Annotated in this window: 9 protein-coding genes; 3 read left to right on the top strand and 6 right to left on the bottom strand. The window is 72.7% G+C overall.

Going from position 1 to position 14,942, the window contains the following annotated elements:
• Positions 1 to 7 precede the first annotated feature (7 nt).
• Both AQJ91_RS24770 and AQJ91_RS24765 read right to left on the bottom strand, forming a co-directional pair.
• A complete protein-coding gene (locus AQJ91_RS24770; RefSeq protein ID WP_067025841.1) occupies positions 8 to 442 on the bottom strand; it encodes a roadblock/LC7 domain-containing protein in 435 nt (144 codons plus the stop codon).
• Positions 439 to 3,288 carry a sensor histidine kinase gene (locus AQJ91_RS24765; protein WP_067025839.1) on the bottom strand — a complete coding sequence of 950 codons (2,850 nt, stop codon included), beginning with the start codon at positions 3,286 to 3,288 and terminating at the stop codon, positions 439 to 441. Before AQJ91_RS24765 ends, AQJ91_RS24770 begins: the two co-directional genes overlap by 4 nt.
• Positions 3,289 to 3,711: 423 nt before the next feature.
• Between AQJ91_RS24765 and AQJ91_RS49940 the strand changes: the two genes are divergently transcribed.
• The gene (locus AQJ91_RS49940; protein ID WP_079085166.1) at positions 3,712 to 4,320 is read left to right on the top strand and encodes a hypothetical protein; all 609 of its coding nucleotides are present in this window, start codon (positions 3,712 to 3,714) and stop codon (positions 4,318 to 4,320) included.
• 73 nt (positions 4,321 to 4,393) lie between these two features.
• Here the strand turns inward: AQJ91_RS49940 and AQJ91_RS24750 are convergent, their stop codons facing one another.
• From AQJ91_RS24750 to AQJ91_RS24735, 4 genes are all read right to left on the bottom strand, one after another.
• Complete coding sequence (locus AQJ91_RS24750; RefSeq protein ID WP_067025833.1) at positions 4,394 to 9,166, bottom strand: hypothetical protein; 4,773 nt, start codon at positions 9,164 to 9,166, stop codon at positions 4,394 to 4,396.
• Positions 9,167 to 9,229: 63 nt separating this feature from the next.
• The gene (locus tag AQJ91_RS24745) at positions 9,230 to 10,111 is read right to left on the bottom strand and encodes a hypothetical protein (RefSeq protein ID WP_067025831.1); all 882 of its coding nucleotides are present in this window, start codon (positions 10,109 to 10,111) and stop codon (positions 9,230 to 9,232) included.
• A 52-nt stretch (positions 10,112 to 10,163) separates the two neighbouring features.
• Positions 10,164 to 11,690 carry a hypothetical protein gene (locus AQJ91_RS24740; RefSeq protein WP_067025829.1) on the bottom strand — a complete coding sequence of 509 codons (1,527 nt, stop codon included), beginning with the start codon at positions 11,688 to 11,690 and terminating at the stop codon, positions 10,164 to 10,166.
• Positions 11,691 to 11,980: 290 nt separating this feature from the next.
• Positions 11,981 to 12,676, bottom strand: coding sequence for a GntR family transcriptional regulator (locus AQJ91_RS24735; protein ID WP_067025827.1), 696 nt, complete (start codon positions 12,674 to 12,676; stop codon positions 11,981 to 11,983).
• A gap of 134 nt (positions 12,677 to 12,810) precedes the next feature.
• On the opposite strand from AQJ91_RS24735, the gene AQJ91_RS24730 reads away from it, so the two are divergent.
• Complete coding sequence (locus AQJ91_RS24730; RefSeq protein WP_067025825.1) at positions 12,811 to 14,109, top strand: MFS transporter; 1,299 nt, start codon at positions 12,811 to 12,813, stop codon at positions 14,107 to 14,109.
• Positions 14,106 to 14,927 (top strand): putative hydro-lyase, encoded by an 822-nt coding sequence (locus tag AQJ91_RS24725; RefSeq protein ID WP_067025823.1) that lies wholly within the window; start codon positions 14,106 to 14,108, stop codon positions 14,925 to 14,927. The genes AQJ91_RS24730 and AQJ91_RS24725 overlap by 4 nt, the downstream gene beginning before the upstream one ends.
• The last annotated feature ends 15 nt before the right edge of the window (positions 14,928 to 14,942 follow it).

The raw sequence follows: 14,942 nt of genomic DNA, 5'->3' as shown, positions 1-14,942 counted from the left end.
CATCCCACTACCCGCCCGAGGACAGATCGGTGCGCGGGGCGGTGCCCAGATGCACGCCGACCCGCTTGACGAGGAGCGTCATCTCGTAGGCGACCTGGCCGACGTCGGAGTCGGCGTCCGAGAGCACGGCGAGGCAGCTGCCGTCACCGGCGGACGTGACGAACAGGAAGGCCTCGTCGAGTTCGACGACGGTCTGTCGGACGTTGCCCGCCTCGAAGTGGCGGCCCACGCCCTTGGCCAGGCTGTGGAAGCCGGACGCCACGGCGGCCAGATGCTCGCTGTCCTCCCGGGTGAGTTCCTTGGACACCCCCGTCGGCAGGCCGTCACCGGAGAGTACAAGGGCCTTGCGAATGCTCGCGACGCGATCCACCAGGTCGTCCAGGAGCCAGTTGAGCTCGCTGAACTTGGTCGTGGTGTGGCCGGTCGCCTTCGGTGCGGTCATCGACCGTCCCCCTTTGTCGTTCGTTGTGGTGCTGAGCCGCTGTGGGCGTCGTCGCCCGCGGCGTTCTCCTCGCGGCCGCGCCTCCAGCCGCTCTGGAGCGAGGCCATCCGGCTGCGTACCTCGTCGGCGTCCCGCTCTGCTGGCTCCGCCGTGGTCTTGCGCGGTGCGGGTCCCTGTCTGAGCTGCGGAGCCAGGTTGGCCTGGCGGACGCGCCGGGGCAGCGCTCCCAGGCCGGAGCCGGTGTCCCGCGGCGCGGGGGCCGGGCTCCTGGCCGGGTCGTCGGTGCTGCTCGACGCGATCGCGGCCTGCCGGGTGCGCCTCGGGAGAGCGGGGGTCTCCGGGATCTCGCCGCGGTCGTGCCACGGGGCCGGCGGGGTTCCGGCGGGGTCGGCCCCGCCGGTCTCCTGGCGCGGGGGCACCGCACGACGACGGCTCGGCAGGGGCGCCGGAGCGTCCGGCTCCGGGCGGTTGTGGCCCATCGACGGCTCCTCGTCCGGCTCTGCGCGCCGGGACCGCTGTTCGGTGACCGGGCGGCCGTGCGAACTGACCAGCTTGGGGGTCCGGCGGCCGGGCAGTGGGACCGGTCCGCTCAGGGACTCGTCCGTGTCGGCCTGCTCCGGAACACCGTGCGGAACACCGTGGAGGTCGGAGAGCTGGTGGTGCGGCTCGCCCAGGTGCCTCGACGGCTCGTCCTCGGCACGGGCGAGAGTGTGGCGCGGGCGGAACAGTCCACCCCGTTCGCCGTCCTCGCCGTCGAGCGCGTCCGGGAAGTCGCCGAGGGCGTCAAGGTCGACGGGGGCCTCCAGTTCGACCGGGCCGTCCAGCAGCGAGGCCGGCAGGCCCGGCAGGCGTACCGGCGCCTGGTTGAGCGCGGCGCGGCGGGACTCCTCGAGCTCGCCCTCCTTCGAGGGCCTGGGCCGGTCGAGACGGAAGCCGATGCCGTTGGTATCCGGCACATCGTCCGTGAGCAGTGCGTCGGGGATGAAGACGACGGCCGTGGTGCCGCCGTAGGGCGAGGGCTGCAGCGAGACCCGGACGTTCTGCCGCTGCGCGAGCCGGCTGACCACGAACAGGCCGAGCCGGTCGGTGTCGGACAGTTCGAACTCGGGAGTCTCGGCGAGCCGGAGGTTGGCGTCCAGCAGGGCATCGGCCGCCATGCCGAGGCCGCGGTCGTGGATCTCCAGGGTGAAGCCGTTGGCAACGCGTTCGCCGAGGACCTGGACGGCGGTGTGCGGCGGGGAGAACACCGTGGCGTTCTCCAGGAGTTCGGCGACCAGGTGGGTGAGGTCCGCGACGGCCGGGCCGGTGACGGCGACGCGGGGCAGCCGGCGGACCTCGATGCGCTCGTAGTCCTCGACCTCGGCGACAGCGGCACGTACGACGTCCATGAGCTGGACGGGCTTGCGCCACTGCCGGGAGGGGGCGGCGCCGGAGAGGATCACCAGACCCTCGGCATGCCGGCGCATACGGGTGGTCAGGTGGTCGAGCCGGAACAGGTCGGCGAGTTCGTCGGTGTCCTCGGTCCGGCGTTCCATGGTGTCGAGGAGGGTGAGCTGCTTGTGGAGGAGGACCTGGCTGCGGCGGGCGAGGTTGACGAAGACCTCGGAGACGCCGGAGCGGAGCTCGGCCTGCTTCACGGCGGCCTCGACGGCCGCCCGCTGCAGGGTGTTGAGGGCCTGGCCGACCTCGCCCATCTCGTTCTTGTCGTACTCCAGGCGCGGGACCTCGGTCTCCACGTCGACCTGTTCGCCCGCGGAGAGACGGCGCATCACGCTGGGCAGGCGGACGCCGGACGCCTCGTGGGCGTCCAGGCGCAGCTGCCGCAGGTCGCGAATGAGACTGCGGCCGATCCGCACGGACAGGAAGAGCGAGAGCAGCAGAGCGAGCAGTCCGAGAACGCCCGCGATCGCCGCCTTGACGATGACACCCATCGCGACCGGGCTGACCCGCTCCTGATAGCGCACGCCCGCCTCGTCGTTCAGTTTGCTGAGCTCGTTGAGGACGTTCCCGACGGAGGTGTCCCAGCTCTTGGCGGTGACCGAGCGGGGCGTGCCGGGACCGGAGGAGACGACAGACTGTTCGGCCGCCCGCAGCGGAGCGGTCGTGGCGCTCTTCCAGAAGCGGTCGTAGCGTTCGCGTTCCGACGCCGGCAGGTCCGCCAGGCTGATGTCGTACATCAGGGAGCGCTGGGCGACGAGGTCGGCAGCCTTCCGGATCTCCTCCCGGGAGAGCTTCCCGACCACGAGGGCGGAACCGAGCAACGCGTCCTCGCGGGAGAGCAGTTCGCGGGCGCGGGTGACGTTGAGGAGGGCGCGGGCCTGCTTGTCCATCGCCACACTGTCGAGTCCGTCGATGGATGCCAGCAGGGTGTAGCAGGGGTCGACGAGCCGGTTGTACTGGTCGAGGGCCTCGGCACGGGTCGCCGTGCCGTCCTCGACGCTGCGGCGCAGGGAGTTGATGCCGTCGAAGGCGTCCAGGACGGCGGTGAGGTGCTCGTCGTCCGCCGCGTCCATGCCGTCGCGGACATCGGGGTTCTTGGCGTTCTTGCGGATCTCGGCGACGGCGGCGTCGGTGGCGGTCCTGGTGGCGCGCAGCGCCGACTGTGCGTCAGACGCCCGTGGGTCGGCGAGGTAGACCAGGGCCTGGCGGCGTTCCTGTTGCAGGACGCGCACGGCGTCCTCGGTGGTGTAGCCGATCTTCTCCACGAGGGACGACACCGTGAACAGCTGGGCCACACCTCGCCCCGTGAGTACCGTGGCAAAGCCCCAGATGGCGGTCAGGGACACCAGCGGCACGAGAAGCAGCGCCACCATCTTCCGGCGGATCGACTTCCCGCGAAAGCGCATGGCCTCCCCCAGTTTGGACCCCCACCGACCGGGGGGGCACACATGTACGTCAACAATCGGCGCGAGCCTACTACCGACCCAGTGGTAACTCGAAGAGCTATCCGGAACCTGAACTTCCGTACCCACGAAGAGACATGGGGAGTTGTCAGGTCATTGGGGGAGATTGCCTACCGGAATGTCGCGACGGCCTGCCGAAGCGATCCGGTCGGCCCACTCGGTCAGTTGGCCGGATTTTTCTCTTCCTTGGGAATCTTCGTGACGCGTCGTTCGTCTTTGTCTACGGGAAATGGAGGCGGAATCGGCCACAGGAGCCGCATCCCGTCCCCGGGCGGCGTAAAACAGCGCAAGCCGGGCAACCACTGGGGAGCCGGGTCTTCGGACACGGGAGCGAGCGGTCTGCTGGCGGTGGGGAGTGACACGGTGATGGGCACGGCGGAGCGACGGCGCGAGGCGCCCGGGGACGGTGTGGTGGCGCACGTGCCGGAACGGCGGAGCTCTGAGGCATCGGATCGCGACAATCCGACGGACGGGCGCGAGGCGACGGACCGACGCGAGATTCCGGCGGGCGCGGATGACGGAACAGCGGAGTTCGAGAGCAGAGCCCGGCGTGGCGGGCACGATGCGGCCCAAAAACGGTCGCCCTACCGGCCGTTGTGGGTGGAGGAGCCCGCGCAGCGGCGCCGGATGCCGGACCCCGTGCGTACGGCGGCGGTCCGGGCGGTGCTGATCATCGCCTTCACGCTGGTCCAGGCGATGGTGGCGTTCCTGTGCACCCTGGCCGGGTCGTGGCTGGCGTTCCCGATGGTGATCAGCAGCGTGGCCAGCACCGTGGTGGCCACCTGGGGCGCACTCGACGTGTGGGTGACCCGCCAGGTGTGGAACCAGCGCCATGGCGTGGTCTCGATTCCGAGCAGCACCGCGCGTGCCCTGCGGCGCGAACGGCGCAGGGCACGACGACAGGCACGGGAGGCCGAGCGGGCGCAGGACCGGATACGGCGACGGGGCGGGGCCGGGCGGTTGTCACACCCCTGAGGACGCGTGGAGGCGCCTCCAGGCCGCAGTGTTCGGCGAGAAGTGCGCGGACCTCTTGAAGGCGGACACCTGATCAGCCGGCCGTCGGTGCCGGTCTCTTGAACATCCGGGTCGCCGTGATCTCGCTGTGCACCGCTTCACCTTCTCCGGCCGGGGCCTGCTGCGGCAATCCGGGCCGGAGGTGTTCCTCCACGCTGATGTACTTCAGGCCCGCCCTGAGGTCGGCGTCGTTACGCAGCCGGATGACCAGGGGGAACTCCGCCAGCGCGGTCGTGTCGAACAGGCCGGTGGTGTACAGGAGCTGGACGCCCAGCGCGTCCGACACGGCACGCTGGAGCTCCAGCAGGTACGTGGCGTTGGCACGCCCGATCGGGTTGTCGAGGAACAGCGTGCCGGCGTGCCGGTGCTTGTCCCGGCCCCGGTCGTTGGAGCGCAGCGCGGCCATCGTGCAGTACAGGGCGATGGCGGCCGTGAGCAGCTGGCCACCCGAGAAGACGTCGCCCATCTGCCCGACGGGCACGCGCTCGGCGCGCAGTACGGCGTCCGGTTTGAGGATCTCGACGGCGACACCCTTGGGCTGGAGCGCGGCGGCGACGCCCCGCAGCAGCAGGGACATGCCGTCGCGCCGCAGGTCGGAGTTCTTCTTGACGGCTGCCCGGGTCGCCTCGTCGATGACCTCGCCCAGCCGCTCGGTGAGCGTGGCCTGGTCGGGCTCCTCGAAGCGGATCCGCAGGAACTCCTGCCCGGACCACTCGCCCAGGCCTTCCGGCAGCCGGGAGAGCCGCTGGGCGGACCTGAGGGTGGCGAGCGCCGACTCGACGAGCCCCCGCAGCCGGTCCACGATCGAGTCCCGGTTCCGCTCCAGCTGCTCCAACTCGTCGGTGAGGACCCGGAGTCGGGGCGCGAACGCGTCCGCCCACTTCTGGGCGTGCTCGGGCAGCGCGGAGGCGGGCAGCTCACGGATCTGCTGCCGGGCCGGGGTGCGGACCTGCTCGTAGCGCGTGGAGTTGGCGTGCCGTACGAGGATGTCGCTCGCCTCGCGTACGGCGCCCTCGGCGGCGGACAGGTCGGCGGCGCAGCCGCGCAGCGACCGGCGGGCCTCGGCGGCGGACTGGCGGGCCTCGTCCAGGCTGCCGGGGTACGGCTCCGGCTCCTCGTGCTCGTCCTCGGAGGCGTGCTCGCGCAGCAGGTCCCGCAGCATCGCGGCGATCTCGTCGAAGCCGCCGGCCGCGTCCTCGGCGGCCCGGTGCGCGTCGAGTAGCTCGGCGTGCGCCTCCCGGGCCTGGGCCAGCGCCTCGGTGCGGGAGGCGAGTTCGGTGGTCGCCGTGCGCAGAAGTGCCTGCGCGTGCTCGGCGTCGCGCGGCTGCAGCTCCTCCGACAGCTCGGTGTGCGTCTCGCCGTCCTCGGGCGCGTGCCGCTCGGCCTCGCCGCGCAGTCGGCCGAGCTGCTCGCTCGCGGTCGACATCCGTGTCTCCAGGAGCTGCACCAGCTCCTCGGCACGGGCGGCGGCGGACTGCCGGGACGGCCCGTCGGAGCCATCGGGGGACTCCAGCAGCCCCGCCGCACGCGTGCGGACCTTGTTGCTCAGCCGGTCCAGCTCCGCGCGCGCGGCGCTCTCGTCGCTCTCCGCGCGGGCTTGCTCGGCACGCAGGTCGGCGCCGACGCCGACCTTCTCGTACACCTGGGAGGCGGCCCTGTATGCCTCGCGGAGGGCGGGCAGGGACGACTTCGGGCCATCCGCGTCGGCCTCTGGTACGTCGTCGGGGGCGCCCGCGATCTCGGAGCGCTCGGCACGCAGCGCGCGGGCCGTTCGGCGGGCGTCGTCGGCGGCGCGCTGGGCGGCGCGCCGGTCCTCGTCGGCGGCACGGGCGCGCTCCAGGCAGGTCTGGGCGCGGGCCTCGGACTCGGTGGCCTCGTCGGCGAGTTCGCGCAGCTTGGCCTGCCAGCCGGCCCGCTCGCGCAGCCGGAAGGCGAGCCCGGCGAGGGCGTCGGCGGCACGCCGGGCCTTCTGCGCGGCCTCCTGCCGCTCGTCGCGCACCTGGGACGCCTCGGCGGCGACCTCGTCGGCCTCGGCCCGCACGGTCCGCGCCTCCGCCAGCTCGGCCTCGGACTCCTCGGCGAACGCGCGTGCCTCCCGGGCGGCCTCGGCGAGCTCGACCATCCGCCCCGCCGGGCAGCCGGTCCGCCACGAGGCGAGCCGTGCCGCCAGCTCACGGTCCTTGCCGAGCCGCGCCGCCAGCGTGCGGATCTCGTCGTCCCGCTCGGTCGCCCGCGCGCGCAGCGCCTGCCGCTCCTCGTCGGCGGCGTGCTCGTCGTGCATGGCCGGGTTCGGCGGTACGAGGAACACGTCGCCGTCACCCGCGTCGGGCGCCGGCGTCGGGGCGAGCAGAGCGGCGGCCGTACCGACGGCGACCGCCGAGCGGGGCAGCAGCGCCGCGTCGCTCAGCGCCTCGCGGGCACGCACGTGCGTGCCCGGGTCGGTGATGATCACGCCGTCGACCAGCTCGGGCCGGGCGGCCAGCACGCGAGCGTGGTCCGCGGGGTCGACGGCCTGTGCGAGATAGCGCCAGCCGGGCAGCGCGGGGATGCCCTGCTCACCGAGGAACTCGACGGTGGCCAGCACGTCCGGGCCGGGCGGCAGCAGTCCGCCGTCACCGAGCGCGCCCAGGATGCGGGAGTCGTCGGCGGCGGCCGTACGGAGCTCGAAGAGCTGCCGCTCGGCGGAGGAGACGGCGTCGTCGAGCAGCTCACGCAACTCGTCCGCGAACCGGTCCAGCTCTTCGGGGGTGAGGGGACCTTCGGTCACGGGGCGCACGGCACCGGAGCGCGTCCGGCCGTCTGCTCCGGCGTCCCGCGAGCTGCCCGATCCGGCCGCCGTGCCGTCGGCGGCGCGCACCCGACCTCCGCTGTCCGTCCGATCGGCCGGGGCAGCGCCGGCGGCCGAGCCGGTCCTGCCGTCCCGACGAGGTCCGGGCACGCCGGGGCGGCCGCCGCCGACGGCACCCGACAGGCCCAGCAGCTCTGCCAGCCGCTCCTCCGCCGCGAGGGCCTCGGCGAGGCGGCGCTCCGCCCCGTACGACCGCTCCGCCGCCGTGGCCGCGTCCGCCGCGCGGGCCGCCGTCAGCTCCGCGCGGGACTCGGCGGAGGCCGCCTCGCGCGCGTGCTCCGACGCCCGGCGCGATGCCTCCCGCGCGGTGTCCCAGGCGGCGACGGCCGTCTTCTCGGCGTCACTCGCCGCGAGGGCGGCTCGGGCCGGGTCGGCGTCGGGGGCGCTGTCGTCGAGCCAGCCCGCCCGCACGGCCTCGGCGGTCTCCTGCTCGACCTCGGTCAGGCGCTGCTTCAGATGCCCGATCTCGCTGCGGGCCCGCTGTGCCTCCGTGGCGGCGGAGGTGGAGTCCCGGTACGCGGAGTCGCTGACCTCCTGGAGGGCGGCGGACCGCTCCTCCTCCTCGTTCGCGAGGGTCTCCGCGCTCTCCGCGGCCGCGTGCAGGGCGCGTACGAGATCGACGGCGGCTTTGGCGCGGGCGGCCAGCGCGGGGGCCGCGTCCCGCTCGGCCTCCTGGATCGCGGCGGACACGCGCGCGACGCGGTCGGCGGCGGCGCGGTGCCGAAGGACCACCTCGGCGGCCTGCCAGGCGGCGTGCAGGGTGCGCGCGTCGGCGAGCTCGCGCTTCTGCGCGGCCGCCGACTTCTCGGCGGCGGCGAGTGCCAACGATGCGTGCCGGTAGGCGAGTTCGGCGGCGATCAGGGCGCTGCGCTCCCGGCCCGCCTCGGCGTGTGTGACGGCGTACGCGGCGGCGGTGACCCGCTGGGCGAGGTCGGCGGCCCGGACGCGCTCCCGCACCCCACGTGCGGAGAGCCGCCGCGCCAGGGTGCGGGTCCGCCGCTCGGCACCGGTGTGGATGTCACGCGCGCGTGAGCGGGCCTCGGCGGCCTCCACGATCCGCCCGAGCAGGTCGACCGACCCGGCGGTGAAGTCCCGTTCGGCGATCAGCTCGGCACGTCGGCCCAGCTTGTTGCCGAAGCCGCTGACCAGGTCGGCGAGCCCGTCCGTGTCGCGCGTGTCGGTGACGGCGCGCAGCAGCAGATCGGTGAAGTCGGAGTCCTTCTTGACCGCGAAGAGGCCGGCCGCCTCACCCTCGTCGGCGTTCATCTCCCGTTGGTAGCGGAAGAGTTCGGGGTCGAGGCCGAGGTCGCCGAGGTGCTCGATCCACCGGTCGTGGATCTCCTCCCAGTGCACCTCCAGGTGCGGATACGCCTTGCCCGCCTCGGTGATGGCGTCCCGGAAGCCCTTCATGGTGCGGCGCCGGCCCTGCGCGCCCGACTGGCCCTCGACGGACGGCCGGACGGCGGTGGACTCGGCGACGGGCAGGTTGTCCAGGCTGAGTCCGGGGCCGGGCCGGAAGGAGTACCAGGCCTCGGCGAACTTCCGCGGGTCGTTGGAGACCTGGCGCCCGCGCCACTCGCTCACCTTGCCGACGACGACGCACTCGCCGGTCAGCACGTGCTGCCACTCCAGCGCCACGTGCCCGCAGTCGTCCGCGAGCAGGAACTTGCGGAGCACACCGGAGCTGGCACCGCCGAGGGTGTTGCGGTGACCGGGCAGCATCACGGAGAAGATCAGCTTGAGCAGGACGGACTTGCCGCCGCCGTTCTCCAGGAAGAGCACACCGGCGGGCGCGGGCCGCCGCGGCGGGCCGACGGGCTCCTCCTCGAAGAACTCCGCCTGGGTGGGCGCGGGGTCGGGCACGACGTCGCCGACACCGCGCAGGTCAAGCACGGTGTCGGCGTAGCGCGCACCGGCGGGCCCGATGGAGTAGAGGCGGACCCGGGACAGCTCGTACATGGCGGACTCTCGTAAGTCTTCGTCAGGTCGGGGAAGTTCAGGACGGCCGGGAGGTCCGGCGGCTCAGGCGGAGTGGAACGGCAGCCCCGCGTCGGCCACCAGCTGCAGGTCGTCGGTGTCCTCGGCGGGCAGCAGCGTCGGCGTGCCGTCGGTGACCGGGACGACGCCCAGCTCCAGCAGCTCGGCCATCGCGGCGCTGCCCGCCATGTCCCGGACCTGGAGCTGATAGCGGGCCGTCGTGCGGTACGTACCGCCGTGGTCGTCCCCCGTCCGCTGCAGGAACCCGGAGTCGGTGAGGAACGCGACGGCCTTGCCGACGATGCCCGTCGTCGAACCGGCGAGTCTGCGGGCGTCCTTGGTGGCGCCGGTCGCGGTGCGTCTCGCCCAGATCCGCCAGGCGGCCTCCAGACCGGGCGCGTCGCTGGCCGGGTCGGTGTTCTCGCCCTGCTCCTCGGCACGCTCCTCCAGGCGTCGGCATGCCTGCCGGACGAAGGCGTCGACGCCGTTGACCGTGACCCGCCCGATATAGCCGTCGTCGGCGAGGTCCTCGGGGCGCGGGAACGCCATGGCGGCGACGGCGAGATGCGCCAGCCCGTGCAGGAACCGGTCCCCGCCGTCGGCCGACGTCCGGCGCGCGTAGTCGCCCATCCGCACGGCGAACACCGAGTCCTCGGCGGCGGTCACCGCCATCCCCGCGCGGGGGGACACCTCCAGGACGACGAGCCCGAGCCCGGCGGCCACGGCGTCCGCGAGCCGCGCGAAGGGCGGGTCCTCGCGGTAGCGGCGCAGCAGCTCCGTGTACTCCTGGTCGCGCGCGGGCTGCAGCTTGGGCTGCAGCCCGAAGGCGACGAGCCGCGCCGCGTCGGCGGCGTCGGCGGGAGTGACGGCGGCGGTCACCGGTACGGCGGCAGCCTCCGGCTCACTCCGATCGACGTGCTCGGTCACGGTTTCGGCTCCTTGCTGCGCAGTTGCTCGTACGTACGGTTCTCGGCCCGGGTCATGCCGCTTCCGTCCTGTCCGCCGCCATTCCCGCCGCATCCAGCAGGGCCGTACCGACGATGAGGTCGGCCCCGCCGAACTCGGGATCGTCCAGCTCGGTCCCGTCGTCCACGGCGAACAGCAGCTTCTCCTCGCCCTGCCGATAGGCCGTACCGACCGGCGGACTGGCCGCGTGCACCGCCAACAGCGCCACCAGATACGGCAGATCGGGATCCCGCCGCCGCGCCTCCGCCAGCAGCCCGGACAGCCGCCGCGGCGCGTCCGCCGGCAGGTCGAGCAGTTCCATGGCCGAGGCCAGCTGTTCCTCGCTGAACCGGCTGTCGTCCGGCGTCGCGATGAGATCCGGCTCGGGCATTTCCGCGCCCAGGTGCTCCCGCTCGACCGGCGGCGTCAGCAGTATGTCGACGAGGTCGCCCACACGCACCGACACCGGCGTACGCAACCCGGTCCCGCGCGCGAAGAACGCGTCGGTGACCCGGACCGCCTGCTCCAGGGGCAGCGGCAGAAGAGGCGCCACCAGATGCCCGTACAGATCAATCCCCGACGTCGTCATGGGCGTCGCGAAGGCCTGCCGGTCCTGCTCGGCGCGGAAGAGCGGGCCGGCCTCCAGCAGGCGCGACTGCAGCTGTGTGTGCCGTCGGATGCAGTCCTTGACGATGTCGACGAGCTCGGCCCCGCGGCGCTTGTGCTCCGGGTCCTCGGACTCGTCGCGCGCCTTGCGGATGTTGGTGAGGATCGCGTTCTCGTGGCGGTACCGGTCCGCCACGTGGTCGAGCGCTTCCGCGATCATGTCCGGAACGGCGCTCAGCCAGTCCACGGCGCGGACATTGCGCCGCGTCGCGTCCAGCGCCCTGCGGAGCGTCTCCGAGTACTGCACGGTTCGGTACCGGGCCTGCTCGGCCGCAAGCTGGGCGTCGGCGAGGCGGCCGCGGCTGATCAGCACCTCCAGCTTGACCTCGGCGGCGATCTGCGCGCTGGTGACGTCGGTGTCGAGGGCGCCGACGAGGACGTTGACCGCCTCGTCCGTCGTACGGAGGTAGACCGTGCCGCCGGGGCCCGGTACCTCCTCGATCAGCTTGAAGTCGTAGTCGCGCCGGACGTAGCTGCCGTCCGTCGCGAACGTGCCGTACACCGCCCGGAAGCCGCGGTCCACGCTGCCGACGTTGATCAGGTTCTCCAGGACCCAGCGGGCCACGCGCTCGTGCTCGGCGACGGGCCGCCGCGGGGCCTGGGCGGCGATGCGCGGGATGAGCCGGGCGACGATCTGGTCGTGGTCGGCGCCGGTGTCGAAGTCCATGTTCAGGGTGACCAGGTCAATGGCGGCGAGGGCCACCTCCGCCATGCCGTAGACCGAGTACTCGCCCGCGAGGTTGGCCTTGCGCGCGTCGAGGTCGTGCAGCGGGGCGGTGCAGGCGAGCGCGCGCAGCCGCCGCGCCAGTCCCTCGTCGGCGGCCGGGCCCGGTGCGGGGCGCGGCCCCGCGCTGAGCTGGGGCGGAACACTGTCCGTCGGTGCAGGCGAAGTCACGGTGCACAGACTAGGTCCTCGGTCTGACAACGACCCAAACGACGCAGAAGCGACTGCCGTCACAGCAGCGCGACAGGACCCGGGGCGGCTCGCTAGTGCCCCAACAGGCAACATTCGCCCCGTCGCGACGCCCGGCACGCTCCTCCACTGCCTTAAGGGCGTGGGAGGTGCCCCCACTCGCCGCATCGGGCACAAACCCAGGTACGTCCAGTACGAGGGCTTGTACCCGGCACGCCGAGAGCACGCACCGGACGCCGCTCCTTAACGGGCGAACGTTGCCTGCCGGGGCACTAGCCGTCCTCGCCCACGCGCCGCCGGTAGACCTCCACGACCCGCGTGAGCGAGTCGTCGAGATAGACGGCGAGCAGGTTCTCGGCCTCGCGTCGGTCCCCGGCCCGCAGGGCGTCGAGGATCTGCAGGTTGCGCGCGAGGTAGGGCTCGTGCAGCCGCCGCGGGTCGTCCACGACGTGGAAGGCGAGGCGCAGTTCGGCGAAGACGCTGCGCATCAGCTCGTCGGTGCGTTCGCTGCGGGCGAGCGCGACCAGTTCCCGGTGGAAGTGGATGTTGGCCGTGCCCACGCTTTTCCAGTCACTTTCCTGGGCCGCCCGCTGTCCCTCCTCGACGGCTTCGCCGAGCCCGTCGAGGCCGTACGGCGGCTCGCCCAGCCCCCGGACGACGGCGCACTCGACGAGGCCGCGGGTGCGGTAGATGTCCTCGACGTCCTCGACGGTCAGGACCCGGACGAACACGCCCCGGTTCAACTCGTGCACGAGCAGGCGCTCATGGGTGAGCAGCCGGAACGCCTCGCGCAGTGTGTTGCGGGAGACGCCGAGCGCGCCGCCGATGCTGTCCTCCGACAGCCGTGTGCCGGGTGGGAAGAACCCCTCGGCGATGCGGCTCCTGAGGATGTCCGAGACCCGCTCCGCGGTGCTGGTGCGGCCCAGGAGTGCACGGTCCTCGGCGAGTGAGGTCAGCTGCTCTGCCATGCCGGAATTCAATCGCAGATTACAAGAACGAAACAACATGGGTATTGAGGGATCGTTGAACGATCCTCTACGGTGCTACGAACCCGCACGGCTCAGTCCTCAAGCACCCTCCGTCCTCCCACTGCGAGGTGCACATGAGCACGCCCCCTCCGCCACAGGCACTGACCGACCCCCACCCCGCTCCCACCGGACACCCCGACGACGACGGCCCGTTGGGCTGGCTGCGCGCTCTCGGTCCGCGCGGCCGCCGCGCCTTCGCCGGCGCGTTCGGCGGCTATGCCCTGGACTCCTACGACTACTTCACGCTGCCGCTGAGCATGGTCGCGCTGGCCGCCTACTTCAGCCTGGACAGCGGTCAGACCGGCCTCTTCACGACCGTCACCCTGGTGGTCTCCGCGGTCGGCGGCGCCCTCGCGGGGGTGGTGGCCGACCGGATCGGCCGGGTGAAGGCGCTGATGATCACGGTGATCACCTACGCGGTCTTCACCGTCGCCTGCGGCTTCGCGCCCAACTACGAGACCCTGCTGGTCTTCCGAGCCCTCCAGGGCCTCGGTTTCGGCGGCGAGTGGGCGGTCGGCGCGATCCTGGTCGCCGAGTACGCCAGCGCCAAGCACCGGGGCCGCACCCTCGGCGCGATCCAGAGCTCCTGGGCCGTGGGCTGGGCGCTCGCCGCGATCACGTACACGCTGGTCTTCTCGTTCGCCGACGAGGACCTGGCCTGGCGCATCATGTTCTGGACCGGCGCGCTGCCCGCGCTGCTCGTCGTGTGGATGCGGCGCCGGGTGCACGACGCCCCCCAGGCGGTCGCGGTACGCGAGCAGAGCTCCGAGCGGGGCTCGTTCACGGCGATCTTCAAGCCCGGCATGCTGCGCACCACGGTCTTCGCGGTGTTGCTCTCCACCGGCGTCCAGGGCGGCTACTACACCCTCGCCACCTGGGTGCCGACCTATCTGAAGACCGAGCGCGGACTGTCGGTCGTCGGCACCGGCGGCTATCTGACCTTCCTGATCTCCGGCGCCTTCCTCGGCTATCTGACCGGCGGCTACCTCACCGACCTACTGGGCCGGCGCCGCAACATCTGGCTGTTCGCGCTGCTCTCGGCGGTCTGCATCCTGGCGTACGCGAACATCCCGAGCGGTGCCAACACCCTGCTCCTGGTGCTCGGTTTCCCGCTCGGGTTCTGCATGTCGGCGATCTTCAGCGGCTTCGGGTCGTTCCTGAGCGAGCTGTACCCGACGGCGGTGCGCGGCACCGGTCAGGGCTTCACGTACAACACCGGCCGCGCGGTGGGTGCCGTCTTCCCGACGACGGTCGGCTTCCTCGCCGACAGCTGGGGTGTGGGCGGCGCGCTGGTCTTCGGGGCGATCGGTTACGCGCTCGCGGCGCTGGCGCTGCTGGGGCTGCCGGAGACGCGCGGGAAGGAGCTCGTGTGAACCGCACGGAGGACAGCCCGCTGGCCCTCGTCGACGAGCACGCGCACGCGTGGAGCCCGAAAGACGCCCGGCTCCGCTTCCGCGCGGGCCTGACCGGCCCCACCGCCGGGGTCGCGGCGGGCCACACCCAGGTCAACCTGATCTCGGTGCCCGCCGACTGGGCGTACGACATGCTGCTGTTCTGCACCCGTAACCCCAAGCCCTGCCCGGTCCTCGACGTCACGGACGCCGGCGCCTGGACGACGGCCCTCGCGGACGACGCCGACCTGCGGACCGATCTGCCGCGCTACCGGCTGTGGCAGGACGGCGAGCTGGTGGACGAGCCGACCGACGTGCGCGCGTACTGGCGGGACGACCTGGTGTCGTTCCTGATCGGCTGCAGCTTCACTTTCGAATGGGCGCTGGCCGGGGCGGGCGTCCCGATCCGCCATGTCGAACAGGGCCGCAACGTCCCGATGTACGTCACCGACCGCCAGTGCCGTCCGGCAGGCCGGCTGCACGGCCCCATGGTCGTGTCCATGCGCCCGGTGCCGCCGGAGCACCTGGCGGCGGCGCTACGGGAGAGCAGCCTGCTCCCGGCGGTGCACGGCAGCCCCGTGCACTGCGGCGACCCCTCGGGGCTGGGCATCGCCGACCTGGGCCGCCCCGACTTCGGCGACCCGGTGGCCGCCGAACCGGACGACATCCCGGTGTTCTGGGCCTGCGGAGTGACCCCACAGGCCGCGGTGATGGCCTCGCGCCCGCCGTTCGCCCTCACCCACGCACCGGGCCAGATGTTCCTCGCCGACGCCCGTGACGAGCAGTACCGCGTGGCCTGAGAGCCACCGGAAAGT

The sequence above is a fragment of the Streptomyces dysideae genome (assembly GCF_001514305.1).
Classification (GTDB): domain Bacteria; phylum Actinomycetota; class Actinomycetes; order Streptomycetales; family Streptomycetaceae; genus Streptomyces; species Streptomyces dysideae.
The sequence above is the reverse complement of the archived record's forward strand: the minus strand, read 5'-3'. Positions and strand labels throughout refer to the sequence as shown.

Excerpts from the sequence above, each read along its gene's own strand:
- AQJ91_RS24765 (WP_067025839.1), bottom strand. The coding sequence starts at position 3,288 with ATGCGCTTTCGCGGGAAGTCGATCCGCCGGAAGATGGTGGCGCTGCTT.
- AQJ91_RS24770 (WP_067025841.1), bottom strand. The coding sequence starts at position 442 with ATGACCGCACCGAAGGCGACCGGCCACACCACGACCAAGTTCAGCGAG.
- AQJ91_RS24730 (WP_067025825.1), top strand. The coding sequence starts at position 12,811 with ATGAGCACGCCCCCTCCGCCACAGGCACTGACCGACCCCCACCCCGCT.
- AQJ91_RS24750 (WP_067025833.1), bottom strand. The coding sequence starts at position 9,166 with ATGTACGAGCTGTCCCGGGTCCGCCTCTACTCCATCGGGCCCGCCGGT.
- AQJ91_RS49940 (WP_079085166.1), top strand. The coding sequence starts at position 3,712 with ATGGGCACGGCGGAGCGACGGCGCGAGGCGCCCGGGGACGGTGTGGTG.
- AQJ91_RS24735 (WP_067025827.1), bottom strand. The coding sequence starts at position 12,676 with ATGGCAGAGCAGCTGACCTCACTCGCCGAGGACCGTGCACTCCTGGGC.